24 protein-coding genes are annotated in these 23160 nt (G+C 64.6%); 4 read left to right on the top strand and 20 right to left on the bottom strand.

The features are described from left to right. Positions 1 to 34: 34 nt before the first annotated feature. From AC07NV_RS19975 to AC07NV_RS19945, 7 genes are all read right to left on the bottom strand, one after another. Positions 35 to 1519 (bottom strand): NAD(P)(+) transhydrogenase (Re/Si-specific) subunit beta, encoded by a 1485-nt coding sequence (locus tag AC07NV_RS19975; RefSeq protein ID WP_495168144.1) that lies wholly within the window; start codon positions 1517 to 1519, stop codon positions 35 to 37. A gap of 1 nt (position 1520) precedes the next feature. Beyond that, complete coding sequence (locus AC07NV_RS19970; RefSeq protein WP_039573456.1) at positions 1521 to 1802, bottom strand: proton-translocating transhydrogenase family protein; 282 nt, start codon at positions 1800 to 1802, stop codon at positions 1521 to 1523. 165 nt (positions 1803 to 1967) lie between these two features. Further along, complete coding sequence (locus AC07NV_RS19965; RefSeq protein WP_495168143.1) at positions 1968 to 2591, bottom strand: fasciclin domain-containing protein; 624 nt, start codon at positions 2589 to 2591, stop codon at positions 1968 to 1970. Between the two features lie 37 nt (positions 2592 to 2628). After that, positions 2629 to 3231, bottom strand: coding sequence for a fasciclin domain-containing protein (locus AC07NV_RS19960; protein WP_495168142.1), 603 nt, complete (start codon positions 3229 to 3231; stop codon positions 2629 to 2631). Between the two features lie 146 nt (positions 3232 to 3377). Beyond that, positions 3378 to 3830, bottom strand: coding sequence for a hypothetical protein (locus tag AC07NV_RS19955; RefSeq protein WP_495168141.1), 453 nt, complete (start codon positions 3828 to 3830; stop codon positions 3378 to 3380). After that, entirely contained in the window at positions 3827 to 4948 is a 1122-nt protein-coding gene (locus AC07NV_RS19950; protein ID WP_495168140.1) for an NAD(P) transhydrogenase subunit alpha, read from the bottom strand. Before AC07NV_RS19950 ends, AC07NV_RS19955 begins: the two co-directional genes overlap by 4 nt. Before the next feature lie 10 nt (positions 4949 to 4958). Continuing rightward, positions 4959 to 5081, bottom strand: a complete 123-nt coding sequence (locus AC07NV_RS19945) for an aa3-type cytochrome c oxidase subunit IV (protein ID WP_495168139.1) — start codon at positions 5079 to 5081, stop codon at positions 4959 to 4961. 239 nt (positions 5082 to 5320) lie between these two features. Between AC07NV_RS19945 and AC07NV_RS19940 the strand changes: the two genes are divergently transcribed. Continuing rightward, on the top strand, positions 5321 to 6754 hold the full coding sequence (locus tag AC07NV_RS19940; protein WP_495168138.1) for a sigma-54-dependent transcriptional regulator: 1434 nt from the start codon (positions 5321 to 5323) through the stop codon (positions 6752 to 6754). A 195-nt stretch (positions 6755 to 6949) separates the two neighbouring features. Here AC07NV_RS19940 and folP read toward each other — a convergent pair whose 3' ends face one another. From folP to glmM, 7 genes are all read right to left on the bottom strand, one after another. Then, positions 6950 to 8080, bottom strand: a complete 1131-nt coding sequence (folP, locus tag AC07NV_RS19935) for a dihydropteroate synthase (RefSeq protein WP_495168137.1) — start codon at positions 8078 to 8080, stop codon at positions 6950 to 6952. Next, positions 8080 to 9219: a site-specific DNA-methyltransferase gene (locus AC07NV_RS19930; RefSeq protein WP_495168136.1), complete on the bottom strand. Its 1140-nt coding sequence runs from the start codon at positions 9217 to 9219 to the stop codon at positions 8080 to 8082. The genes folP and AC07NV_RS19930 overlap by 1 nt, the downstream gene beginning before the upstream one ends. Before the next feature lie 218 nt (positions 9220 to 9437). Continuing rightward, the gene (locus AC07NV_RS19925; RefSeq protein ID WP_495168135.1) at positions 9438 to 10334 is read right to left on the bottom strand and encodes an oxidoreductase; all 897 of its coding nucleotides are present in this window, start codon (positions 10332 to 10334) and stop codon (positions 9438 to 9440) included. Between the two features lie 31 nt (positions 10335 to 10365). Beyond that, complete coding sequence (gene rnhB, locus AC07NV_RS19920) at positions 10366 to 10920, bottom strand: ribonuclease HII (protein ID WP_495168278.1); 555 nt, start codon at positions 10918 to 10920, stop codon at positions 10366 to 10368. Further along, positions 10917 to 12059: a bifunctional hydroxymethylpyrimidine kinase/phosphomethylpyrimidine kinase gene (gene thiD, locus AC07NV_RS19915; RefSeq protein ID WP_495168134.1), complete on the bottom strand. Its 1143-nt coding sequence runs from the start codon at positions 12057 to 12059 to the stop codon at positions 10917 to 10919. Before thiD ends, rnhB begins: the two co-directional genes overlap by 4 nt. 106 nt (positions 12060 to 12165) lie before the next feature. Continuing rightward, on the bottom strand, positions 12166 to 12390 hold the full coding sequence (locus AC07NV_RS19910; protein WP_495168133.1) for a DUF1272 domain-containing protein: 225 nt from the start codon (positions 12388 to 12390) through the stop codon (positions 12166 to 12168). Between the two features lie 35 nt (positions 12391 to 12425). Then, on the bottom strand, positions 12426 to 13763 hold the full coding sequence (gene glmM / locus AC07NV_RS19905) for a phosphoglucosamine mutase (protein WP_495168132.1): 1338 nt from the start codon (positions 13761 to 13763) through the stop codon (positions 12426 to 12428). Between the two features lie 176 nt (positions 13764 to 13939). Here glmM and AC07NV_RS19900 point away from each other — a divergent pair, with 176 nt between their 5' ends. Both AC07NV_RS19900 and AC07NV_RS19895 read left to right on the top strand, forming a co-directional pair. Further along, the gene (locus tag AC07NV_RS19900; protein WP_495168131.1) at positions 13940 to 15187 is read left to right on the top strand and encodes a dicarboxylate/amino acid:cation symporter; all 1248 of its coding nucleotides are present in this window, start codon (positions 13940 to 13942) and stop codon (positions 15185 to 15187) included. After that, positions 15184 to 16179, top strand: a complete 996-nt coding sequence (locus tag AC07NV_RS19895) for an aldo/keto reductase (RefSeq protein WP_495168130.1) — start codon at positions 15184 to 15186, stop codon at positions 16177 to 16179. The genes AC07NV_RS19900 and AC07NV_RS19895 overlap by 4 nt, the downstream gene beginning before the upstream one ends. A 161-nt stretch (positions 16180 to 16340) precedes the next feature. Here AC07NV_RS19895 and AC07NV_RS19890 read toward each other — a convergent pair whose 3' ends face one another. The 6 genes from AC07NV_RS19890 to AC07NV_RS19865 form a co-directional block, all read right to left on the bottom strand. Continuing rightward, a complete protein-coding gene (locus tag AC07NV_RS19890; RefSeq protein WP_495168129.1) occupies positions 16341 to 16634 on the bottom strand; it encodes an immunity protein CdiI family protein in 294 nt (97 codons plus the stop codon). A gap of 66 nt (positions 16635 to 16700) precedes the next feature. Next, positions 16701 to 17237: a DUF1003 domain-containing protein gene (locus AC07NV_RS19885; RefSeq protein ID WP_495168128.1), complete on the bottom strand. Its 537-nt coding sequence runs from the start codon at positions 17235 to 17237 to the stop codon at positions 16701 to 16703. A gap of 5 nt (positions 17238 to 17242) precedes the next feature. Beyond that, the gene (locus tag AC07NV_RS19880; protein WP_495168127.1) at positions 17243 to 17944 is read right to left on the bottom strand and encodes an NnrU family protein; all 702 of its coding nucleotides are present in this window, start codon (positions 17942 to 17944) and stop codon (positions 17243 to 17245) included. A gap of 44 nt (positions 17945 to 17988) precedes the next feature. After that, positions 17989 to 19263: an amidohydrolase family protein gene (locus AC07NV_RS19875; protein WP_495168126.1), complete on the bottom strand. Its 1275-nt coding sequence runs from the start codon at positions 19261 to 19263 to the stop codon at positions 17989 to 17991. 128 nt (positions 19264 to 19391) lie between these two features. After that, on the bottom strand, positions 19392 to 20801 hold the full coding sequence (locus tag AC07NV_RS19870; protein ID WP_495168125.1) for an amidohydrolase: 1410 nt from the start codon (positions 20799 to 20801) through the stop codon (positions 19392 to 19394). A 2-nt stretch (positions 20802 to 20803) separates the two neighbouring features. Then, the gene (locus AC07NV_RS19865; protein WP_495168124.1) at positions 20804 to 22387 is read right to left on the bottom strand and encodes a peptide MFS transporter; all 1584 of its coding nucleotides are present in this window, start codon (positions 22385 to 22387) and stop codon (positions 20804 to 20806) included. Positions 22388 to 22570: 183 nt separating this feature from the next. On the opposite strand from AC07NV_RS19865, the gene AC07NV_RS19860 reads away from it, so the two are divergent. Further along, entirely contained in the window at positions 22571 to 23152 is a 582-nt protein-coding gene (locus AC07NV_RS19860) for a nitroreductase family protein (RefSeq protein ID WP_495168123.1), read from the top strand. Positions 23153 to 23160 lie beyond the last annotated feature (8 nt).

Here is a 23160-nt window from a genome sequence, read left to right as displayed (position 1 = left end):
GCGGCCCCTGCTTCGCAGGGGCGACGATTCTTGTCTAGTGCCCGCCGCCGTTGAGCGCCTTGACGATGTCGTCGGCCATTTTCTTGGCATCGCCGAGCAACATCATCGTCTGATCCATATAGAAGACGTCGTTGTCGACGCCGGCATAGCCGACCCCGCCCATCGAGCGCTTCACGAACAGCACGGTCTTGGCCTTTTCAACGTCGAGCACGGGCATACCGTAGATCGGCGAGCTCTTGTCGGTCTTGGCCGACGGGTTGGTCACGTCGTTCGCGCCGATGACAAAGGCAACGTCGCACTGCGCGAACTCGCCGTTGATATCCTCCAGCTCGAACACCTCGTCATAGGGCACGTTCGCTTCGGCGAGCAGCACGTTCATATGACCGGGCATACGGCCCGCAACCGGATGGATCGCATATTTGACGTTCACGCCCTCTTTCTTGAGCAGGTCGCCCATTTCGCGCAGCGCATGCTGTGCCTGCGCCACCGCCATGCCGTAACCCGGAACGATGATGACATTTTCGGCCTGGCTCATCAGGAAGGCGGCATCGTCGGCGCTGCCCGGCTTCCACGGACGCTGTTCCTTGCCCCCGGCAGCAGCCGCACTGGTATCGGAGCCAAAGCCGCCCGCGATCACGCTGATGAAGCTGCGGTTCATCGCGCGGCACATGATGTACGACAGGATCGCACCCGACGAGCCGACGAGCGCGCCGGTGATGATCATCGCGGTGTTGCCGAGCGTGAAGCCCATCGCCGCCGCAGCCCAGCCCGAATAGCTGTTCAGCATCGACACGACGACCGGCATGTCGGCGCCGCCGATCGGGATGATCAGCAGGAAGCCAATGACGAAGCTGAGGCCGGTGACGGTCCAGAACACCCAGGGCGACTGGTCGAAGGTGAAATAGGCAACGAGGCCGATGATCGCCGCCAGCGTCGCCAGATTGATGACGTGCCGTCCCGGCAGCATGATCGGCGAACCCGACATATTGCCGTTGAGCTTGAGGAAGGCGATGACCGAACCCGAGAAGGTGATCGCACCGATCGCGATGCCAAGTCCCATTTCGATGCGGCTGACCGTGAAGATCTGACCCGCGGCGTCGGCGATGCCGAACGCTTGCGGGTTCAGATAGGCCGCCGCCGCCACCGCGACCGCGGCCAGACCGACAAGGCTGTGGAACGCCGCCACAAGCTGCGGCATCGCGGTCATCGCGATGCGGCGTGCCATGACGATACCGATGACCGCGCCGATACCGATCGCCGCGAGGATCTCGACCAGGCCGATGCTATCGAGGCCGCCATCGACGGTGACCGGCGCATGCGTCAGCAGCGTGGTGACGACCGCAATCGTCATACCCGCCATGCCGAAGCGATTGCCGCTTTGCGCGGTCGCCGGGCTCGACAGCCCGCGCAGCGCGAGAATGAAAAGGACGCCCGCTACCAGATAGGCGACCGAGGCCCAGGGGTTGACCGCGAGGCCATGCCCGCCGGTTGCGGCGGAAAGGATCGACTGGATGTCCATCTCAGCGCTCCTTCTTCTTGTACATCGCGAGCATGCGCGCGGTGACGGCAAAGCCGCCGAAAATGTTGATGCTCGCCATCACGACCGCGGCAAGGCCGAGCCATTTCGACGAAGCCGATCCCGCCGCGGCGCTGGCGATCAAAGCGCCGACGATGATCACCGACGAAATGGCGTTGGTGACGCTCATCAGCGGCGTGTGCAGCGCCGGGGTCACCGACCAGACGACGAAATAGCCGACAAAGCAGGCCAGTACGAAAATCGAAAAAATCGCGATAAAGTCCACGGGCTCGCTCCCCTGCTGATTCCGTTTCGCGCACCTCTTGCCGCGCGCCGCCCAGCGTGTCGACTCTTAAGCTGCCAAAAAGAAGGGCCCGCATTTCCCGAGGCGAGAAATGCGGGCCCTTTGCGACATAAAATATCGCCGTGCCGGGCCGGCCGGCGGGTTTTGCTACATTTTCGGCACGAGCACCGCGTCGACGACGTGGATAACGCCGTTCGACTGGCCAACGTCGGCTTGCGTCACCGTCGCCTTGTTGCCGCTGGCACTCGTCAGGATGATCGCGTCGCCGCTTTTCGTGGCGGTCAGGTCCCGCCCGTCGGCCGTTTTGAGCACCGCCTTGCCGCCGCCTTCGGCGATCTTCGCGGTCAGATCGGCCGCGGTCAGCTTGCCGGGGACGACATGATATTTCAGGATTCCGGCGAGAACCTCTTTCTGCGCCGGGCGCATCCAGCCATCGCGCGTCACCGGCGCCACCTGGGCAAAGGCATCGTCCGTCGGAGCGAAGACCGTGAACGGCCCCGCACCCGATAGCGTTTCGACCAGACCGGCCTGCTTGACCGCAGCAACCAGCGCCTTGTGAATCGGCGATGCCGAGGCGTTTTCGACGATCGTCTTCGTCGGCAGCATCTCGGCGCCGCCGACCCGCGGATTGGCGCTCGCCGTATCGACCGGCGTGGTTTCGCCGCCCGCGACGGTGGTCGTCTCGGTTGGCGTTTCGGTTTTGCTGCCGCAACCCGCGAGCGCGAGCGCGAGCGCGGCCGCTGCGGCCGTCAGTATCAGATGAGTTTTCATATCCTTGTCCTTCCACAACGGCCGCATGGCCGGGAATTTAGCCGAGCGTCGGCATCAGCACGCCGTTGATGACATGGATGTTACCGTTCGACTGTTCGACGTCGGGCTGGGTGATGAAACCGCTGCTGCCCTGCGTCCCGTCGACCTTGATGTTGCCCTGCACCTCGGTGAAAGTCAGCGTCTCGCCTTCGACGGTGGTCAGCGTCGCCTTGCCGCCGCCGGCCTTGATCTTCGCAAACAGATCTTCCGCGGTCACGCGGCCGGGAACGACGTGATAGGTCAGCACCTTGGCGAGCGATGCGGTGTTGGCCGGATTCATCAGCCAGTCGGTCATCGGCTGCGGCACCGCGGCAAAGGCCTGATCGGTCGGCGCGAAAAGGGTGAAGGGCTGGCCGGCCAGCTTTTCAGACACGCCGGCGGCGGTCAGCGCATTGGCCAACGTCTTGTGGTCGGGCTTGGCCGCGATTTCGAGCGCAATGCCGGTCGGCTGGGCGGAGCCCGCGACGTCGGCAACAGCGTCGGCCGGGGCCTCGACGTCCGCTCCGATGGTGGCTTCGACAGGAGCACCTTCCTGCGCGTAAACGGGCGACAGGGTAGCAAGCGCAAACAGGGGAGTGGCGAAAAGCTTCGCAGGCAGCATCAAACATTCTCCGGTTGGTTGAGAGACAGGGTTAGGAAACCCCGAACGCATAGTAACCAAAGGAAGTTTCATGAAAAGACCGAAATCGGCCGTTTTTATCGCCCCGAACGTGTTGCGCCCCGAAAGACAGCAGCGAATCGCATCTCTCAGTCGTCAAGCACGACCGCAGAAATCGCTTCCATACGCTGCACGATTCGCAGATGCTTGTTCAACCTCCGGTCCATCTCCATCACCATCTGATCATCGGTGAGCTTGGTCGGCGCCAGGCAATCAATGTTCGCACCGGGTGCCGGTTCGGGCGGAGGCATCATGCCCGCGTCGGCCATCCCGGCGGCCGCAGCTTGAGCCCGCACTTGCTGGGCTTCCAGCCTGTGCGCGCGATTGAAGCGCCAATAGGGATCCGGCACCATGCTATTGATCGACGTCGTGTCGCAGCCAGGAAACAGGACCGACTTGGCCTGCCCATAAATATCCCAGAATTCGACTATCTCGGCGTAGTTTCGAACGAACGATCGGTCATAAAATTCAACGCCGGTCGGCGATTGGCGGCAACCGGCCAAGGTTAGCGACGCCAAAAGCACAGCCGCTAGGCGTTTCACCCCAGCAATCGCTCGTTCACGACCTTGCCGCCCTGCGTCAGGCGCACCGCATTGCCGACTTCCTCGTCGAGCACGGGCTTGCCCGCTTCCTTGTCCCAGAAGGCCGAGAGGAAGTTGAACAGGTTGCGGCTGAACAGCGCGCTGGTGTCGGCGGGCATCAGCGCTGCGATATTCTTCGCACCGATCACCGTGACGCCATGAATGCGCTTCGCTTCGCCCGACACCGAGCCTTCGACATTGCCGCCGCTTTCGGCCGCCATGTCGACGATCACGCTGCCCGTGCGCATCGTCGCCAGCTGAGCGTCCGAGATCAGCCGCGGCGCGGGGCGCCCCGGGATCAGCGCGGTGGTGATGACGATATCCTGCTTGGCGATGTGCGACGAGACGAGTTCGGCCTGCGCCGCCTTATATTCGTCGGACATTTCGGTGGCATAGCCGCCCGCGCCCTCGCCCTCGATCCCCGCGACACTCTCGACGAAGATCGGCTTGGCGCCGAGCGACATGATCTGTTCCTTGGTCGCCGCGCGCACGTCGGTCGCGCTGACCTGTGCGCCGAGGCGGCGGGCGGTGGCGATCGCCTGCAACCCGGCGACGCCGACGCCCATCACGAACGCCTTGGCGGCGCTCACCGTGCCGGCGGCGGTCATCATCATCGGAAAGGCGCGGCCATAGGCGTTTGCCGCGATCAGCACCGCCTTGTAGCCCGCGAGATTCGCCTGGCTCGACAATATGTCCATCGACTGCGCGCGCGTGATGCGCGGCATGAATTCCATCGCCAGCGCTTCCAGCCCCAGCTTCGCATAGGCATCGACCCGCGCGCGTTCCCCGAACGGGTTGAGCCCGGCCGCCAGCCAGGCGCCGTCGGCAAAGCCCGAAAGGCCCTTGGGGTCGGGGCCCTGGATCGCGAGAATGATGTTCGCGCCCTTCAGCGTATCGACGCGGCTGCCGACGGTCGCACCCGCGGCGCTATAATCGGCATCGGCGATCGAGGCGTGCTCGCCTGCTCCCGATTCAACAGCAACTTCGGCTCCCAAGCCAATGAATTTCTTCACGGTTTCGGGAGTGGCGGCGACGCGGGTCTCGCCGTCGGCGAGCTCCGTCAGGACAGCGATGCGCATGCCGGTCCGGTCAGGACGCGATGAGCAGGACGACGCCGACGACGACGACCGCGGTGATGATCGAGCCGATCTTGAACAGGTTGATGAAACCCGAATAGGTTTCTTCCGCTGCCTTCATTTCCTGCTGTGCCATCGCTTTTCCCCTTAAACAGCCCCTATCTGTGAGCGAACACATAGCGCCGCCCCCAGAATCGGTTATTGCGGAGGTCTTAGCTACGCGTCCGGCGATGCTCAAGTGCGGGTTTGACCCGTCGGCATTCCCACGGCAAAAGATGAAAGGCCTTAATCGCCCTTTTACCCCTATCGGGTAGATACCCCGCTTCGGCGGAACAAACCCAGATATTTGCAGGTTCAAGGGGCGGATTCGAAACGATGGCAAGCACGCGCGACACGCGAACAGTGATGATCGTCGACAGCGAGCCTGCTCAGCAGCGCTTTCTGGCGGCCTTGGTGTCGCGTGGCGGCTGGCGCAGCGTGATCGCGGCCGACACCGACACCGCGCTCGCCAAGCTGGGTACGCAGGAAGGCATGGCGCTCGACGCGGTGCTGGTCGACCAGGGCACACCGGGTGTCGAGATGGCTGAATTCGTTGCCGAACTGCGCCGCTGGCGCCCCGCATTGCCGCTCGTCGTCATCACGATGCGCAACGGTGTCGAGGTCGCGGTCACTGCGATGCGCGCCGGGGCAAGCGATTTCGTCCAGAAACCCATCGCCCCCGACCGCCTGCTCGAAGCGCTCGATCGCGTCGCGTCGACCAGCGGACCGCAAGGCGAACTGCGCCCGCTGACCGAAAAGCTGCGCGCACCGCTCGCTTTTGAGGAAATCATCGGCTCGAGCCCCAATTTCCGCAGCGCGCTCGCGATCGCCGCCAAGGCGGCGCGGGCACGCGTCCCGGTGATGATCAACGGCAAGGCGGGCACCGGCAAGGAAGTCTTTGCCCGCGCGATCCACAGCGCAAGCCCGCGCGCCCGCGGCCAACTCGTCATGGTCGACTGTTCGGCGGTGTCGCCCGGGCTGATCGGATCGGGACTGTTCGGCCACGAACGCGGCGCCTTTGCGGGCGCATTCGATCGTCAGGTCGGCCGGCTTGTCCAGGCCGACGGCGGCAGCATCATCATCGACCATGTCGAATGCATTCCCCTGGAAACGCAGGCGAAACTCGTCGAATTCCTGAACAGCGGCGAAGTCCAGATGATCGGCGGTTCGATCCGCCAGAGCGTCGACGTCCGCATCATCGCGACCAGCACCAGCCCGCTCGACAAGCTGATCGAGGCGGGCCACTTCCGCGAAGACCTGTTCTACGCGCTGTCGAGCGCGCAATTCACCCTGCCCTCGCTGTCGGAACGCCGCGGCGACGTCGGCCCGCTCGCGCGCCATCTGCTCGCGCGCATCGGCGGGTTGCCGGGCATGAGCACGATTGGCGTGACCGACGACGCGCTGCGCCTGCTCGCCGCCTATGCTTGGCCGGGCAATGTCCGCCAGTTGCAGGATGTGCTGTTCCGCGCTGCGGTCGGCAGCACCACCGATGTCCTCACCAGCGCCGATTTCCGTGCGATCGAAGCCACGCTCGGCGGCGGCAGCCCGAGCGGCGAAGGCGAGATCGCGATCAATGGCGAAGCGATCGGCGTCACGCTCTACCTGCCCGACGGCAATTTGCGCCCGCTCGAGGAAATCGAGGCCGACGTTATCCGCCTTGCCATCGGCCACTACCGCGGCCGCATGAGCGAAGTCGCCCGCCGCCTCGGCATCGGGCGCTCGACGCTTTACCGCAAGCTCAGCGATCTGGGGATCGATACCGCCGCCTGAGCCCCAAGCGTCGGCGAGGGTCGGTGCCTAGTCGTCGGGTTTCTTCGAACGCGCGTACCATGCCCCGATTAACGGAATCACGATGGCGACCACTACGCCGATGATGATGGCGAGCCAAATAGCCATGCTATCCCTCCTTCGTTTCCGCGAGCTTTTGGCCGGGAACATGCTTTTGATTGAGGATGCCGCGAGGCGTCAAGCCGTTAGTGCGGCGTCCCTCAGCCCACGCCACACGCGCAGCGCCTGCCGGTTTTCGGCGATATCGTGAACGCGCAGCAATTGCGCCCCTTGGGTCGCCGCCTGATAATGCAGCGCGACGGTTCCGCCGAGCCGCTGATCGGCCGCCGCTTCATTGTCGAGCGCCCCGATCATCCGCTTGCGGCTCGCCCCGAACAGGATCGGACAGCCGAGCGTGTGGAACAGCGCGATCCCGTTGATGAGCGTCAGATTATCGCCCACCCCCTTGCCGAAACCGAGCCCCGGATCGACGATGATGTTTGCCGGATCGATACCCGCTGCGATGCACGCCGAAACACGCTCGGCGAGCATGTCGTAGACCTCGAACAGGACGTGCGCATAGGCTCCGCCTTCGTGCGGGTCGCTCTTCGCCGACGGTGCGTGCATCAGCACGACGGGGCAGCCAGCATTGACAACCACTTCCATCGCGCGGTCGTCATAGCGCAACGCCGAAATATCGTTGACGATGGTCGCCCCCGCCGAAAGCGCGGCCTCCATCACCGCGGCCTTGCGCGTGTCGATCGACACCGCGACGCCGCCCTTCGCCAATGCCGATACGACGCCTTCGATCCGCTCGATCTCGTCACCGTCCCAGACAAGCGGTGCGCCGGGCCGCGTCGATTCACCACCGACATCGATGATCGCGGCGCCTGCCGAGCCCATCGCGAAACCGGCTTCGGCCGCGGCGATGGTGTCGACATGCTTGCCGCCATCCGAAAAACTGTCGGGCGTGACGTTCAATATGCCCATGAGCTGCGGTTCGTTCAGCCGGATCGTCCGCTCGCCGAGTTGCAGGGTGCCGCGCGGCCGGGCCACCCCGGCGCGCTGCGTCGTTGCCGCCCGCGCCAGCCCATCGGGCATCGCCGCGATCCAGCCGCCCCATTCGGACACCGGGACGATCGCCGATTTGACCGTCGGACCGTCGCGCAAGCTGACATGCCAGGCGGCGAACCAGACCATCGTGTCGGCAATCCGCATACAATCGTCGTCGAGTTCGTGCGGCCGGTCGACGAAGCAGGTCGGGCGGCAATAGATTTGCGCATCCGCTGACGCGGCGCCGAGGTCGGGCTTGGTCAGCGGCTGAAACATTACGCCTCGTTCGCCAGCAGCCAGTCCTGCCGCACGGCGTCGATCACCCGCAATTCCTTGCCATTATCGACGTGCCAGAACGTCCAGCCATTGCAGCTCGGCGCGCCCTGCACGCCCGCACCGACCTTGTGGATCGACCCCGCCGGCTGGCCTTCGCATTCGAGGCTGCCGTCGACGCGCACCTTGGCTTTCCAGCGACGCTTCGTATCCGTGAGGATTGTGCCCGGCGCGATCAGCCCGCCCTCGACCAATGTGCCGAACGCGACCCGCGTCGCGGCCTGCGGCGCCATCATCGTCTTCACCGCGCTTTCGTCGAGCGGCAGCGCCATTTCGATGCGCTCCTTCGCCGCGGCGATATAATCATCCTCGCGCTCGATCCCGATATAATGGCGGCCGAGGCGCTTCGCGACCGCACCCGTCGTGCCGGTGCCGAAGAAGGGGTCGAGGATTACGTCGCCGGGGTTCGAACAGGCGAGCAGGATGCGATAGAGCAAGGCTTCGGGCTTCTGCGTCGGGTGAACCTTGGTGCCGCCCTTCTTCAATCGCTCTTGTCCGCCGCAGATCGGGATCAGCCAGTCGGACCGCATCTGAAGTTCATCATTGAGCGTCTTCATCGCGCGATAGTTGAAGGTGTAGCGCGCCTTTTCGCCCATCGACGCCCAGATCAGCGTCTCATGCGCGTTGGTAAAGCGCGTGCCCTTGAAATTGGGCATCGGGTTCGCCTTGCGCCACACGACATCGTTGAGGATCCAATATCCCTGATCCTGCAGCGCGGTGCCGACGCGAAAAATATTGTGATAGCTGCCGATCACCCAGATGCTGCCGCCGGGTTTCAGGATGCGCTTCGCTTCCTTCAGCCATGCATGGGTAAAGCGATCATAGGTCGCGAGGCTGTCGAACTTGTCCCAGTCGTCGTCGACCGCGTCGACCTGACTGCCGTCGGGGCGAAGCAGATCGCCGCCCAGCTGGAGATTATAGGGCGGGTCGGCGAAGATCATGTCGACCGACGCGGCGGGCAGCGACCGCATCATTTCGATGCAATCGCCCTGCAGGATGCTGTCGAGCGGCAGCTCCACCGGGGCCGCTTTCGTCGCCCGCTGCTTCGCCGTCGGGGCCTTGACCCGTTCCATAACACCCATGCTTCACCCCGTTCCTTGCTCGTAAGAAGGCCCTGATGAGTCCGACGGAGTCCGCCGTCAAGCGCAGGACTCTAGGGATTCCGCCTCTCCAACTGGTTAACGCGATGAGAACGAAAGGAGTCTGACACACCATATGGAGTCGGCCGCGACTCGGAGACTCAACTACTGGTGGTGTGGCGATGAAGACTCACCCGCAAAAAAAATTTCGTGGCGGCGGGTCAAATGCCCGGATCGACCCCGGTCAGATCGATCGAGCGCTGCCAGAGTTCTCGCGCGAGCTTCGGATCGCGTGCATCGCGCGTCGCCCGCGCCGGCCCCGATCGCCCCGACACTTCGCCCAGCCCCTGCGGCCCCAGATAGTCGCCGCCCCGCACATGCGCGCCGGTCGCCGCTTGCAGCGTCGGCCAGGCGCCCTGCGCCGCGCTGTTGAAAAAGGGCGCGGCGAGCGGCGTCAACGTGCGAAGCGGCAGCGGCAGATGCCGCGTCAATTCGGTGAGCGCGACCCCCGGATGGCATCCGATCGCCTGCGTCGCGCGTCCGGCGGCACTCAGCCGCCGGTCGAGTTCGAACATATGGAGCAGGTTCGCCAGCTTGCTCGTCTGGTAGCGCTGCCAGTTGTGATAGCTGCGCGACGCCGACAGGTCGCTGAAATCGATCTCGCCGCCCTTGTGCGCAATGCTCGACGTGATGACGATGCGGTCGTCGACATGGCTGTGGATCAGCCCCGTAAAGGCAAAGGTGCCGAGGTGATTGACCCCGAATTGCAGTTCATATCCCTGCTTCGTCAGCGTTTTCGGCGGGATCATCACGCCGGCGTTGTTGACCAGCACGTCGATCCGCGGTCCCGCAAGAACCGCCTTCGCCGCATCCTTCACCTGATCGAGATCGGCCAGGTCGAGCGGCTCGAACGACAGATCGGCCTTCGCCACGTCGACGCGGATACGGTTCATCGCCGCCTCCGCCCGGTCGGCATCGCGGCACGCGAGGATCACATGCGCGCCGCGCGCGGCGAGTATTTTCGAAACTTCGAAGCCGATCCCGGCATTGGCACCGGTGACAAGGAAACGCCGTCCCGTCTGTGCACCGACATCGTCGGCCGAAAATCCCCTGCTCATCGCCGTTTCCCCTTCTTAGGCTTTCGGGCGGTCAGACCAGTTGCATTTGTGCGACCGGGGCAAAGCTGGTCCGATGGTGCGGCGTGGGGCCATGCTGCCGCAGCGCCGCGAGATGCTGGGCGGTACCATAGCCCATGTTGGTTTCCCAGCCAAAGCCGGGGAAATCGCGTGCGGCCGCGACCATGAAGCGGTCGCGATGTTCCTTCGCGATGATACTCGCGGCCGAAATGCACGGATGGAGCGCATCGCCGCCGACGATCGCGCGCGCCGTGTAGCGCCAGCGCGGCAGCCGATTGCCGTCGACGAGCACTTCGGCGGGCTCGAACCCCAGCGCCTCGACCGCGCGGGTCATCGCGAGAAAGGTCGCCTGCAAGATGTTGATGCGGTCGATTTCCTCGACGCTCGCCTCGCCGACACCCCAGCGGCAACGCGCCTTGATCTGCGCTTCGAGTTCGGCGCGACGTTTGGCGGTGAGCTTCTTGCTGTCGTCGAGGCCGACGATGCCGCCTTCGCAGAGGAGCACCGCCGCCGCGACAACCGGTCCGGCGAGCGGCCCGCGCCCGGCTTCGTCGACGCCGACGATCATAGGCGCCACGGCGGATAGCGCCGATATTCGGCCGCCTGATACAGGCACAGCCGATTGCCCGCGGGATCGGCCAGCCGCGCCTCGCGCCAGCCCCATTCCTCGTCCTTCGGCATCTGATCGAACCGCACCCCGCGCCGCGCCAGATAGGCGACCCACGCATCCAGCGCGCCGCTCTCCAGATAGGTCGTCGCCCCGCCTGCCGCGCCGTCGCCGGCATGGATCGAGAGCGTGACGCCGTTGGCGGCCTCGAAGCGCGCATAGCCATTGTCGGGGCTATCGACGATCTGCTTCAGCCCCATCTGCTTGTAGAACGCTACCGACACCGCATAGTCGTTTGCGGGCAAGGTGATCTGGTTGAGCGCCGGGCCGGTGAAAAGCCCGTCGTTGCGCACGAACTGCTGCCCCATCGGGCCGTGCCCCTGCCCTAGTCCCGGTGCATCGAGCAGCGACAGCCGCACGAAATCGCGGGCGCGCGCGATCGCGGGCTCCAGCGGCATGCCTTGCGCCAGCCCCGTGGCGATGGCGCTCGCCAGCGTGCAGCCGGTGCCATGACTATGCGGCGTATCGATCCGCGGCGCTTCCCAGCGCGCGACCTCGCCCTCACCCGTCTCGAACAGGCGGTCGATCACCGTCTCACCCTCGGCGTGACCGCCCTTCACGAGCAGCGAGCAACCATGTGCGAGCACCGCCTCCTCGCCGCCGAGGGCGTCGAGTTCGGGCAAATTCGGCGTCGCGACCATCGCGCGGCCGAGCAGCGCGCGGAACGCGTCGATCGTCTCAGCATCGGCCAGCACCGACCCGCTCGTCGCGATCATCACCGGGTCGAACACCAGTGCGGCTTGCGCAAGGTCGGGCTGCGACAGTCGCCCGGCGACCGCCGATGCGATTTCGGCGCTGCCGATCATCCCGATCTTGATTGCATCGACGCCAATGTCGGCGGCAACGCTGTCAATCTGCTGCAACACCATGGCCGCAGGGATCGGGTGAACGCCCTGCACACCGAGGGTGTTCTGCGCGGTGATCGCGGTAATCGCGGTCATCGCGTGGCCGCCCAGCATCGTAACCGTCTTGATATCGGCCTGGATGCCGGCGCCCCCGCCGCTATCGGACCCTGCAATAATCAGGACACGGCCGGTCACAAATCACCAACATATTCATCGTCACCCCGGACTTGATCCGGGGCCCATGACGCCAGCGCAGCGAAGGATGCCGGATCACCTCCGGCATGACGAAGGATGGAATGGATCACGCCTTATGCTTTCGCTCCGTCGAAGCGGGGTATTTCGCGAGAATCGCGCCTTCGCGGAGCGGCCGGTCGAGCAGGTCACCGCCGCAATTGGGGCAGATTTCGTCCAGCTTGTCGGCGCAATTCGCACAAAAGGTGCACTCCATCGAGCAGATGAAGGCGCCATGGATATCGGCGGGCAGGTTGCGGCCGCACTTTTCGCAATCGGGTCGCATTTCAAGCATGATAAGTCTCTTTCGGTTCTACAAAAATCGGTTGGTTATGCGGTCGCGGCGCGCACCGCGTCGCAGATCATGTCGACGACGCGCTCGACCTGCCCGGCATCGTCGCCTTCGGCCATCACGCGGATCAGCGGTTCGGTGCCCGACGGGCGGATCACCAGTCGACCGCGCCCGTTGAGCGCAGCCTCGCCTTCGGCGATCGCCGCCTGCACATGCACGTCGTCGAGCGGTTTGCCGCCGGCAAAGCGGACATTCTTCAAAAGCTGCGGCACCGGATCGAACTGGTGCAGCAATTCGCTCGCGGGCTTGGCCGCGGCGACGAGTTCGGCGAGCACCTGCAACGCCGCGAGCGTGCCGTCGCCGGTCGTCGCATGATCGGACAGGATCATATGCCCCGACTGCTCGCCGCCGACGTTGAAGCCGCCCTCTTTCATCCGCTCGAGAACATGGCGGTCGCCGACCTTGGTCCGCTCGAGCCGCAGCCCTTCGCCTTCAAGGAAGCGTTCGAGCCCGAGGTTCGACATCACCGTCGCGACGACGCCGCCCCCCTTCAGCCGCCCCTGCCGCGCCCAACTCGCGCCGATCAGCCCCATGATCTGGTCGCCATCGACGATCGCGCCCTTTTCATCGACGACGATCAGCCGGTCGGCGTCGCCGTCGAGCGCAATGCCGATATCGGCGCCGCTCGCAACGACGGTTTCCTGCAGCAGCGCGGGCGCGGTCGATCCGCATTTGTCGTTGATATTGGTGCCGTTCGGCTCGACTCCGATCGCGACGACGTCGGCGCCCAGTTCCCAGAACACCGTCGGCGCGCTGTTATACGCCGCACCATTCGCGCAATCGAGCACGATGCGCAGCCCATCGAGGCGCACCGATTCGGGCAAGCTCTGCTTCACCGCATGGATATAGCGGCCGCGTGCGTCGTCGATCCGCTTCGCACGCCCAATATGCGCAGGATCGGCGAGCTTGGGCTCGACGGTGAGCAAATGCTCGATCTGTGCCTCGTCCTCGTCGGACAGCTTGTATCCATCCGGTCCGAACAGCTTGATGCCATTGTCGTAAAAAGGATTGTGGCTGGCCGACAGCATGACACCCAGATCAGCGCGCATCGAGCGTGTCAGCATCGCGATCGCCGGGGTCGGCATCGGCCCCACCTGCACCACGTCCATGCCCACGCTCGTGAAGCCCGCAACCAGCGCGTTTTCGAGCATATAGCCCGACAAACGCGTGTCCTTGCCGATCACGACGCGATGCTTGTGATCGCCGCGCAGGAAGTGCGCGCCCGCGGCCATGCCGACGCGCATCGCGACTTCCGCCGTCATCGGGACCTGATTGGTTAACCCTCGAATCCCGTCGGTTCCGAAAAACTTGCGCATGACACCTCTTGCACCTTAAGCCGACAGCCAGACAAAGCCTGCCCCGGCGTTCACGGGATGGCCCCCACGGAGCATTTCCCGGCCCAAAAACCGGTTCCCGTTTCTTCCGGGAGGTGCTCTAAGTCACCCTCTTTTGCTTGGCAAGCTGGCCAGAATAATCGCCGGGAGAATCCGTCTTGAAATCTGCTTGGTTCATCTTGTCCTCACTGGTCGCCGGCATGTTACTCGGCATTGGGGTCGAGATGATATCGGTTCCGTGGGGAACGACGTCGCTGCCCTATATCGAGTGGATTGGCCTGCTCTGGCTCAACGCCCTCAAAATGACGATCATCCCGCTGATTGTGGCCCTGCTCATCACCGGCATCACCGCGACGGCCGACGCCGCGCGGGCTGGCAAGCTGGCCGGTCGCGCGGTCGCGATCTTCGTCGGCGCAAATCTGCTCGCCGGGCTGATGACCTTGCTGGTGTTACCGCTCTTGTTGCGTAGCTTTCCGATGTCCGCGGCGGCGGCGGCAGGATTGCGCCACGGGCTCGGCGGTTCGACCGAAGCCGTGCCGTCGCCCACCTTCACCGATTTCATACTCGGCCTCATTCCGACCAACCCGATCGCCGCGGCGGCCGAAACCAAGATCCTGCCGCTGATCGTCTTCACGACCATCTTCGCCTTCGCAATCAGCCGCATCGGCAGCGCCGAACGCGCGACGCTGTCGGGCTTCTTCAAGGCGCTGGGCGACGCGATGCTCGTCGTGATCGGCTGGGTGCTCGCCCTCGCGCCGATCGGCGTCTTCGCACTCGGATATGCGCTCGCGATCAAAGCGGGCGTCGCGGCGTTCGGCGGACTGGTCCACTATGTGCTGATGCTCTCGGCGATCGGCCTGTGCACGATCATTCTCGGCCTGCTTCTCGCGGTCTTCGTCGTCGGGGTGCCGCTGCCGCGCTTCGTCCGCGCGATGGTACCGACCTTCGCGGTCGCGATCAGCACGCAAAGCTCGCTCGCCAGCCTGCCTGCGATGCTGAAATCGTCCGAAGAACTGGGCGTCGACCCCAAAAAGGCCGATGTCGTTCTGCCGCTCGCGGTCGCGCTGTTCCGCTTCACCAGCCCGGCGATGAACCTCGCGGTCGTCGTCTATGTCGCCTGGCTGTTCGGGGTTGAGCTCAGCCCGTGGGAGATGGCGATCGGCCTCGCCGTCGCGCTGGCCGCTGCGCTGAGCTCGGTCAGCTTGCCCGGCTCGATCAGCTTCGTGACCTCGATCGCGCCCATCGCAATTTCGATGGGCGTACCCGTTGCCCCGCTCGGGCTGCTCGTCGCGGTCGAGACTTTCCCCGATATTTTCCGTACACTCGGCAATGTCGTCGGCGATGTTGCCGCGACCAAATATGCCGCCGACGGCGTCGAGAACGAACCCGCAGGAGAAACGCCATGAAATATCGCAAGCTCGGCCACGGCCTCGAAGTCTCGGCGATCGGCATCGGCTGCATGCCGATGATCAAGGGCGGCAATATCCTGTATGGCGAGGCCGCCGACTTGGACGAATCGACGCGCACGATCCACCGCGCGATCGACCTCGGCGTCACCTTCTTCGACACCGCGCAAATCTACGGCCCGTTCAGCAACGAGGAACTGCTCGGCGCCGCGATCAAGGGCAAGCGCGACGGCCTCGTCATCGCGACCAAATTCGGCTTCAAGTTCGACGGCCCGCAGATCGTCGGCGTCGACGGCTCGCCGGCCAACGCCCGCGCCGCTTGCGAAGGCTCGCTCCGGCGGCTCGGCATCGACACGATCGACCTGTTCTACCAGCACCGCGTCGACCCCTCGATCCCGATCGAAGAGGTCGTTGGCGGAATGATGGAGCTGGTGAACGAGGGCAAGGTCCGCCACATCGCGCTGTCCGAAGCCGGCGCCGAAACGATCCGCCGCGCCGCGAAGGCCGCACCGATCACCGCGCTGCAGAGCGAATATTCGATCTGGGAGCGCGATGTCGAGGACGAAATCCTTGGCGTCTGCCGCGAGAATGGCATCGGCTTCGTCCCCTATTCGCCGCTCGGCCGCGGCTTCCTCGCGGGCGCGGTGCGCAGCCGCGACGAGCTTCCCGAGAAGGACTGGCGCCGTAACGACCCGCGCTATTCAGAGGAAAATCTGCCCGCCAACCTCGCGATCGTCGACGCGATCGGTGCGGTCGCCGACAAGCATAAAGTGTCGAAGGCGCAGGTCGCACTCGGCTGGCTGCTCGCGCAGGGCGACGACATCGTCCCGATCCCGGGCACCAAGCGCCGCGCAACGATGGAGGACAGCGTCGGCGCGGCCGATGTCACGCTGACCGCCGAAGACCTCGCGGCGATCGAGGCGGCGGCGCCTAAGGGCGGGACGAGCGGCCCGCGTTACGGCGAGATGGGGATGAGGATGGTGCGGCTTTAATCACTCCGATGGAATGGCCGCGAACCATCTAAAGGCGATATAATGTCGTCACCCCGGGCTTGACCCAAGGCCTGCCTTGTCTTTCCTTCATCGGCGAAGGAAGGCGGGTCCTGGGTCAAGCCCGGGATGGCGAAGATCTGGAATCGACCGATTGCAGACGATCAGCCGTCCAAACAGTAGTGCACCTCAGCCCGATCTCCCATTTCGATCGCAGCGCGCTTAGCGAGACGCATACCACTCTCGTGAAACGACAACTCATCGGCGGCAGTCGCAAATCCCGATTCGATAGGATTGTCATGGTTGAGGGTCGCGTCATACACGGCCGCCCAAGCCCACAGATCAGCACTGAGTTCCAAGCTTAACTTCAGCTCTTCTGGGTGAATCTTGCCAACCTTGTCGGGTTGGTCCCACCACAGCGGGGAACATTCATAGTCGGCCATAATCTTGATCTGCATGGAACCAAGCTATGTCACTCAACGTCCGCTTTCCACCCAAAAACCGACAACCCTCGACCCTTTGCCCTAACCCTTCGCGTCCAACCGGTCGCACAGCTCGCTAACCTTCCCCGCCAGCTCATGTATCCGCATCTCGTCGATCTTCTCGTGCAGCCGCATGATCTCCAGCTCGGCGCGCAGGTTGATCTCATAATCGAGCCCCGCCGCAATCCGGTCCTTCGCCGACGCACGGTTCTGGCTCATCATGATGATCGGCGCCTGCACCGCCGCCAGCGTCGACAGCATCAGGTTCAGGAAGATGAAGGGATAGGGATCGAACGCCATCCCCCAGCGCGCCAGCACATCCGAATTGAGCAGCATCCAGCCGAGCAATACCGTCGTAAAGGCGATGATGAAGCCCCACGATCCGCCCACCGCGGCAACGCGATCCGACAGGCGCGCGCCGAAACTCGCCCCCGCATCGTCGATGTCGGCGGCGTCGCGGCTGATCAGGCGGCGTTCGGCGATCGCGTCGAGGACGCGGCGTTCGTCGTCGTCGAGCTCGTCGAGCGGCCGCCCGAGCAGGCGGAGCGACAGGTCGGCGGTTGTCGTCGTATCATGCATTAAAATCAGCCCATCCAGCGCCAGACACCGGCGACCATAAACCCGAGCGCGCCATGCGCCCAGGTCGCAACGACCCAAAGCACGATCCCGCCGAACAGCGCATGCGGCCGCGGGATCGTGTCGGCCCATAGCGCCGCGCCGCTAATCTGCCGCGCAAACGGCACAAAGCTTGTCCGCGCCGCCCAGTGGCGCCACGCGTCACCCATCAGCCGCGCCTTCTTCATGTCCTGCCCCGCCGATCCGACGAGCGTGAGGAAAATGATCGTGGCGGACAATATGATCTGCGCGCCCGTCGGCATCACCAGCGCATGCGCGACGGCCCACAGGGTGAAACCCCACATCATCGGGTGCCGCGTGATCGCGAACACCCCGCGCGGAGCGGCCTCTGCCGCCTTGGCCGCATTCGGCGCGGGCAAGGCGGGATTGCCGATCAGCGATCCCATGAAGAGGATACTCGCGAAGAGCACGAGCGCGGACGCGACGATCCACAGACCGTCACCAACCGCCCACATTGGGGGCTCGGGCGGCATCCCGCGCCACGCCTGCACGACCAAGATGAAGGTCGCGATCGCGACCACCGAATAGACGATCTGGAATCCCCGCTCGCCCAGCCGCCCCGCGAGCCCGTCGCGGAGCGGATGGGACAAAGCGAGGTGCGAGCCAACGAACAGCACGCACGTCGTGACCAAAAGCGACATCGGTTGCATGGAGCGTCTCCCTCTCCCTTGGCCGCTTCTTGTCAGGCGCAGCCCTACCTGTCGTAAGCCTTGGGCAATGCCCCTTCCTGCGGCGTCGCATACCGGTCGCGCAACCGGTCCTGCCGCGTCGTCAGCGACTGCGCCTTGCCGTCGATCCACACCATCGTCGGGCGGCTGCCGAGTTCGAGCGGGTCGTTGTCCCAGATCACGACGTCGCCGGCGCGGCCCGGACGCAGCGATCCGATGCTGCCCTCCATGCCGACCGCGCGCGCGGGGACGCTGCTGATCGCGGCGAACGCCTGATCCCACGTCATCCCGCTTGCCCCCGGCACCCGCGCCAGTCCGACGAGGTTGCCGGCATATTGCGTCGTATAGCCCATCTTGTGCGCGTCATCGTCGTCGAACACGCCGACCGACACGTCGACGCCCGCGGCCTTCAGCCGCCCTGCGTTCGATTGGGTCGCGCCGAGTTGTTCGAAACTCGACGGCAGGTCGGTAAGCGGCGAGACGAGCACCGGCACCTTCGCCGCCGCGATGTCGCGCGCGACCAGCCAGCCTTCGGTCACCCCGACCAGCACCAGCTTCAGCGCGGGAAATTCGCCCTTCAGCTTCAGCACATTGACGATGTCGACGGCGCGGTCGACGCGCACGAACAGCGGCGTCGTGCCGTCGATCACGCGCACCAGCGCATCGGCATCGGCGCGCTGGATCATCGCGTCATTGCCCCATTCGGCGAGCGTCGCCGGATTGCGGGCATAGCTGCGCGCGGCCAGCAACTGCTCGCGGAACAGCAGGAACAACGCCGCGCGGCTACCGCCGGCTTTCGCCGAGCCATCCTCGCCGAACGCGACATATTGCAGCGCGCGCGGCCTGGTCACCATATCCATGTCGTCCGCCAGGTCGACGACCGCGCCCTGCCCGGCGAACAAATTGCTGCTGCCCCCCGGCGCGACGATCGCCCGCGTCACACCCGATGCGCGATTGACCGCGACCGGCGAGCCCATCGGATTCAGCGCCGGCGCGATATCGAGCCCCGCCGAAAAGCGCGTGCGCGGTGCCGAGCGGTCGTTGGTGCCGCTGACGGCATCGACCTCGGTCAGCCCGACGCGGCTGAATGCGGCGACGATGCCGGGGGTGACATAGCGCCCCTGCGCGTCGACGCGTTCGACGCCCGAAGGGACGGCGACGCCGCGTCCAGCCGCGACGACCTTGCCGCCGCGCACCACCACGGTGCCGCCCTCGATCGGCGCGCTGCCGTCGCCGATGACGAGCTTGGCATTGACGATCGCGACATCCTGCGCCGCGGCGGGAGAGGCAAACGCCAGCACCGCAATCAGCGCACTCCCAAGACCCGCTCGTGTCGAGCGAAGTCGAGACACCCCGAAGGCGCGCACGAACGATGGGCATCTCGACTTCGCTCGATGCGAACGGAGATGGGAGGCGGTGAAGAGGTTTCTCATTTCACGTCTCCTTCGCCCGGCTGGCCCAGCTCGAAATCGCTCACCGGACGCCGTTTCGGATCGTTCGCATCGAACATCAAAGCCCCGTCGATCCACACTTTTTCGGGCCGCGTATAGGCGCTGAACGGATTGCCGTTCCACAGCACGACGTCGGCCATCTTGCCGGGCTTCAAACTGCCCGTCCGGTCCGCGATACCCAGCGCCTTGGCGGGGTTATACGACAGCCAGGTCCACGCCTGCTCGTCGCTGACGTCGATACCGATGCGGCGCCCCGCGGCACGCGCTTTCGCGGCTTCCTGATTGAGGCGCTGGATCTGGTTGGCGTCGTCCGAATGAACGATCGTGCAGGCGCCGGCCTTGTAGACGAGCGGGATATTCTCGTTGACGCTGTCATAGGCTTCCATCTTGAAGCCCCACCAGTCGGCCCACATCGCCGAACAAATGCCTTCCTTCGCGAGGATATCGGCGATCTTATACGCTTCGACCGCGTGGTGGAACGTCGACACCTTGTAACCGAATTCCTTGCTCATATCGATCACGAGCGCCATTTCGTCGGCGCGGTAGCAATGATTGTGGACAAGGATTTCGCCCGACAGCACGCCTGCGAGCGTTTCCATCGCCAGGTCGCGGTCGACGGCCTTCCCGTCGTCCATCTTCTTCTTATACGCCGCCGCCTTTTGCCAGGTCGCGCGGTTCACCGCGAAATTGCCCATCCGCGTCGAGGGCATCCGCCCCTTGCCGCCATAGACGCGCTTCGGATTCTCGCCGCACGCCATTTTCAGGCCATAAGGCGCGCCGGGGAATTTCATCCCCTGCACCGTGCGCGAGGGCACATTCTTGAGCGTGATCGATCGGCCGCCCATCAGGTTCGCGCTGCCCGGCAAAATCTGCAGGCTGGTCACGCCGCCATTGGCGAGCGCGCGGCTGAACCCCGGATCCTGCGGCCAGACGCTATGCTCGGACCACACTTCGGGGGTCGTCGGCGATGTCGCCTCATTGCCGTCCGAATGCGCCTCGACGCTGGGCGAGGGATAGTCGCCGAGGTGGCTGTGGATATCGATGACGCCGGGGGTCAGAAACTTGCCCGTGCCGTCGATCACGTCGGCGTCGGTCGGCAACTCCATATCGGGGCCACCGATACGGTCGACCTTGCCGCTCGTCATCACGATCGAGCCATTGTCGATCCGGCCGCCTTCGCCGTCAAAGATGGTGACACCCTTCACCACCGTCAGGCGGGTCGGATATCCCTTGTACGTCGACGGATAGGGATCCTTGTTGAACTTGACCGGCTTTTCGGCGGGGGCGGGTTTGTCGCCCGCCGAAGCCGTTTCCCCATTACTCGCCGCGCAGCCGACGAGCGCCAGCGATACCGCAGCCAGCAGGCTGCCCTTTACACCCCGGATCATGATTACGCCCCCTTGGCTTCGGGATGAACGCCGGCCGCCTGCGGCTCGGCAAGTTCGTTCTGACCGGCAAGACCGTCGGCATCGCTCAGCGTGTCGAGGTGCATCAGCTTCTTGATCAGCGGCGATACGACGATCACGAGGATGCCGAAACCGACCGCCCAGATGCCGATCGTCTGATAGACGTCGAGGACAAGCGCCTTGCCCGCCCCCTCGCCGCTCGCCTTCTCGGACCCCGTCGCCGCCGCAATCAGGCCCGCGGCGAAATTGCCGGTCGCCGATGCGAAGAACCAGGTGCCCATGATCAAGCTGGCCATATGCGCCGGCGCCAGACGGTTCATCGCGCTGAGACCGACAGGCGACAGGCAGAGCTCGCCGGTCGTGTGCAGCAGATAGATCAGGAAGATGAAGAGCACCGGCGTCGCATTGCCCATGCCCGCGGCTTCGGCGCCCCATTTGAGGACGAAGAAGCCCAGACCGAGCTGGAGCATCGCGAGACCGAATTTGGCGGGCGCCGAAGGCTCCCAGCCGCGACGGCCGAGCCAGGTCCAGAGTGTCGCGAAGAGCGGCGCGAAGAGGACGATATAACCGGCATTGAGCGACTGGAAGACCGACGCCGGGACACCGGCGCGGTCGACATAGCGGTCGGCGAACAGGTTCAGCGACGACCCCGCCTGTTCGAACAGCGCCCAGAACAGGATCGAACCGAGGATCAGGAACAGCGCCGCAAAGATGCGGTCACGGTCCTGCGAAGGCAGTTTTACGACCGCAGTGAAGATCACATAGGCAACGAGCGCAGCACCCGCGACACCGAGCAGCGTCCCGACCAGCGCCTGATTCTGCACCATCCACCAGCAGACGAGGACGGCGAGCAGGCCGATGATGTAGAGCAGCCATTCGAACTTGATGCCCATGACGGGCTGCGCCAGCTTCTCCGGATTTTCGGGTTCGCCGCGGCCGAGCAGCAGCGGCTTGCCCCAGATGAAGACGATCAGGCCAAGCAGCATGCCGAAGCCCGCGGCGCCGAAGCCATAGGACCAGCCATAGGTTTCACCGAGATAACCGCAGAGCAGCGAACCGAGGAACGCGCCGAGGTTAATCCCCATATAAAAGATCGTGTAGGCGCCGTCGCGGCGCACGTCGGTGCGCGGATAAAGCTGGCCGACGATCACCGAGATGTTCGCCTTCAGAAAGCCCGATCCGACGATGATGAAGGCAAGCGCGAGCCAGAAAATGCTGAGGCTGGCGGCATCCTGTCCGCCATCGCCCTCGAAGCCCATGATGAAATGGCCGAATGTCAGCAATATGGCGCCGTACGTGACCGCTTTTCGCTGCCCCAGCCATCGGTCGGCGAGATAGCCGCCGAGCACCGGCGTGATGTAGACGAGCGCGGTATAGGCACCATAGATGACGCCCGATTCCCCGTCCGAAAACAGCCAGTGCTTGGTCAGGTAGAAAATCAGGAGCGCGCGCATCCCGTAATAGGAAAATCGCTCCCACATTTCGGCGAAGAACAGAATGAACAGGCCCTTCGGGTGGCCGAGAAACGTCCCGGCGGCATCCCCGTGCTGGGCATAGGCTTTGGTCATGGCGACCCTTCCCTGGATATGGTTGTTGGCCCTCGAAACGGGGCAGATGGCCGCAACACTAGCGTCAAAATTGCGTATTGGAAGAATCTAATTGCGCGTGAAACCGCTTGGGTTGGGCCAAAAACTGTTGCGAACCGTTCGCAACACTTGCACAAACCGGCGCGAAACGCCACATGGCGGACCATGTTCAACGACACCTCATCGCTCCTCGCCCATCTCGCCACGCGCCGCTCGGGCAAGGCGCGCGACATGATCGCCCCCGGCCCCGATGCGACGACGCTGCACGATATAATCGCGCTCGCGCTTCGCACCCCCGACCATGGCAAACTCGCGCCCTGGCGCATCGTCACCGTCGCCGACGATCGGCGCGAGGCATTCGCGGCACTGCTGAAGCAGGCATGGATCGCCGAAAATCCCGGCGCGGCGGGTATGGACCTGTCCGCGCTCGACCAGTTCGCGCACCAGGCCCCCACCCTGCTCGTGCTCGTTTCGACTCCGGTTCCGGGAGCCAAGATTCCCGTCTGGGAACAACAGATGTCCGCGGGCGCGGTTGGCATGAATCTGCTGCACGCGGCCCACGCCCATGGCTTCGTCGCAAGCTGGCTGACCGGCTGGGCGGCGTTCAGCCCGCAGGTCGCCGCCGCCTTCGGGGCCGGCGATGGCGACCGGATCGTCGGCTATTTCTTCCTCGGCACCGCAGCGCGCGAACTCGACGAACGCCCCCGGCCCGAATATGACGACGTCGTGCGGAGCTGGGAAATTTAGTTACACAG

This window comes from Sphingopyxis sp. GW821-FHT10B01 (genome assembly GCF_059415685.1).
Note: the sequence above shows the minus strand (reverse complement) of the source record. Positions and strands in the feature narration are given on the sequence as shown.

Bases quoted from the DNA above. Each gene is read 5' to 3' on its own strand.
- AC07NV_RS19975 (WP_495168144.1), bottom strand. From the start codon at position 1,519: ATGGACATCCAGTCGATCCTTTCCGCCGCAACCGGCGGGCATGGCCTC.
- AC07NV_RS19965 (WP_495168143.1), bottom strand. From the start codon at position 2,591: ATGAAAACTCATCTGATACTGACGGCCGCAGCGGCCGCGCTCGCGCTC.
- AC07NV_RS19960 (WP_495168142.1), bottom strand. From the start codon at position 3,231: ATGCTGCCTGCGAAGCTTTTCGCCACTCCCCTGTTTGCGCTTGCTACC.
- AC07NV_RS19950 (WP_495168140.1), bottom strand. From the start codon at position 4,948: ATGCGCATCGCTGTCCTGACGGAGCTCGCCGACGGCGAGACCCGCGTC.
- AC07NV_RS19945 (WP_495168139.1), bottom strand. From the start codon at position 5,081: ATGGCACAGCAGGAAATGAAGGCAGCGGAAGAAACCTATTCGGGTTTC.
- AC07NV_RS19940 (WP_495168138.1), top strand. From the start codon at position 5,321: ATGGCAAGCACGCGCGACACGCGAACAGTGATGATCGTCGACAGCGAG.
- folP (WP_495168137.1), bottom strand. From the start codon at position 8,080: ATGTTTCAGCCGCTGACCAAGCCCGACCTCGGCGCCGCGTCAGCGGAT.
- AC07NV_RS19930 (WP_495168136.1), bottom strand. From the start codon at position 9,219: ATGGGTGTTATGGAACGGGTCAAGGCCCCGACGGCGAAGCAGCGGGCG.
- AC07NV_RS19925 (WP_495168135.1), bottom strand. From the start codon at position 10,334: ATGAGCAGGGGATTTTCGGCCGACGATGTCGGTGCACAGACGGGACGG.
- rnhB (WP_495168278.1), bottom strand. From the start codon at position 10,920: ATGATCGTCGGCGTCGACGAAGCCGGGCGCGGGCCGCTCGCCGGACCG.
- AC07NV_RS19910 (WP_495168133.1), bottom strand. From the start codon at position 12,390: ATGCTTGAAATGCGACCCGATTGCGAAAAGTGCGGCCGCAACCTGCCC.
- glmM (WP_495168132.1), bottom strand. From the start codon at position 13,763: ATGCGCAAGTTTTTCGGAACCGACGGGATTCGAGGGTTAACCAATCAG.
- AC07NV_RS19895 (WP_495168130.1), top strand. From the start codon at position 15,184: ATGAAATATCGCAAGCTCGGCCACGGCCTCGAAGTCTCGGCGATCGGC.
- AC07NV_RS19890 (WP_495168129.1), bottom strand. From the start codon at position 16,634: ATGCAGATCAAGATTATGGCCGACTATGAATGTTCCCCGCTGTGGTGG.
- AC07NV_RS19885 (WP_495168128.1), bottom strand. From the start codon at position 17,237: ATGCATGATACGACGACAACCGCCGACCTGTCGCTCCGCCTGCTCGGG.
- AC07NV_RS19880 (WP_495168127.1), bottom strand. From the start codon at position 17,944: ATGCAACCGATGTCGCTTTTGGTCACGACGTGCGTGCTGTTCGTTGGC.
- AC07NV_RS19870 (WP_495168125.1), bottom strand. From the start codon at position 20,801: ATGATCCGGGGTGTAAAGGGCAGCCTGCTGGCTGCGGTATCGCTGGCG.
- AC07NV_RS19865 (WP_495168124.1), bottom strand. From the start codon at position 22,387: ATGACCAAAGCCTATGCCCAGCACGGGGATGCCGCCGGGACGTTTCTC.
- AC07NV_RS19860 (WP_495168123.1), top strand. From the start codon at position 22,571: ATGTTCAACGACACCTCATCGCTCCTCGCCCATCTCGCCACGCGCCGC.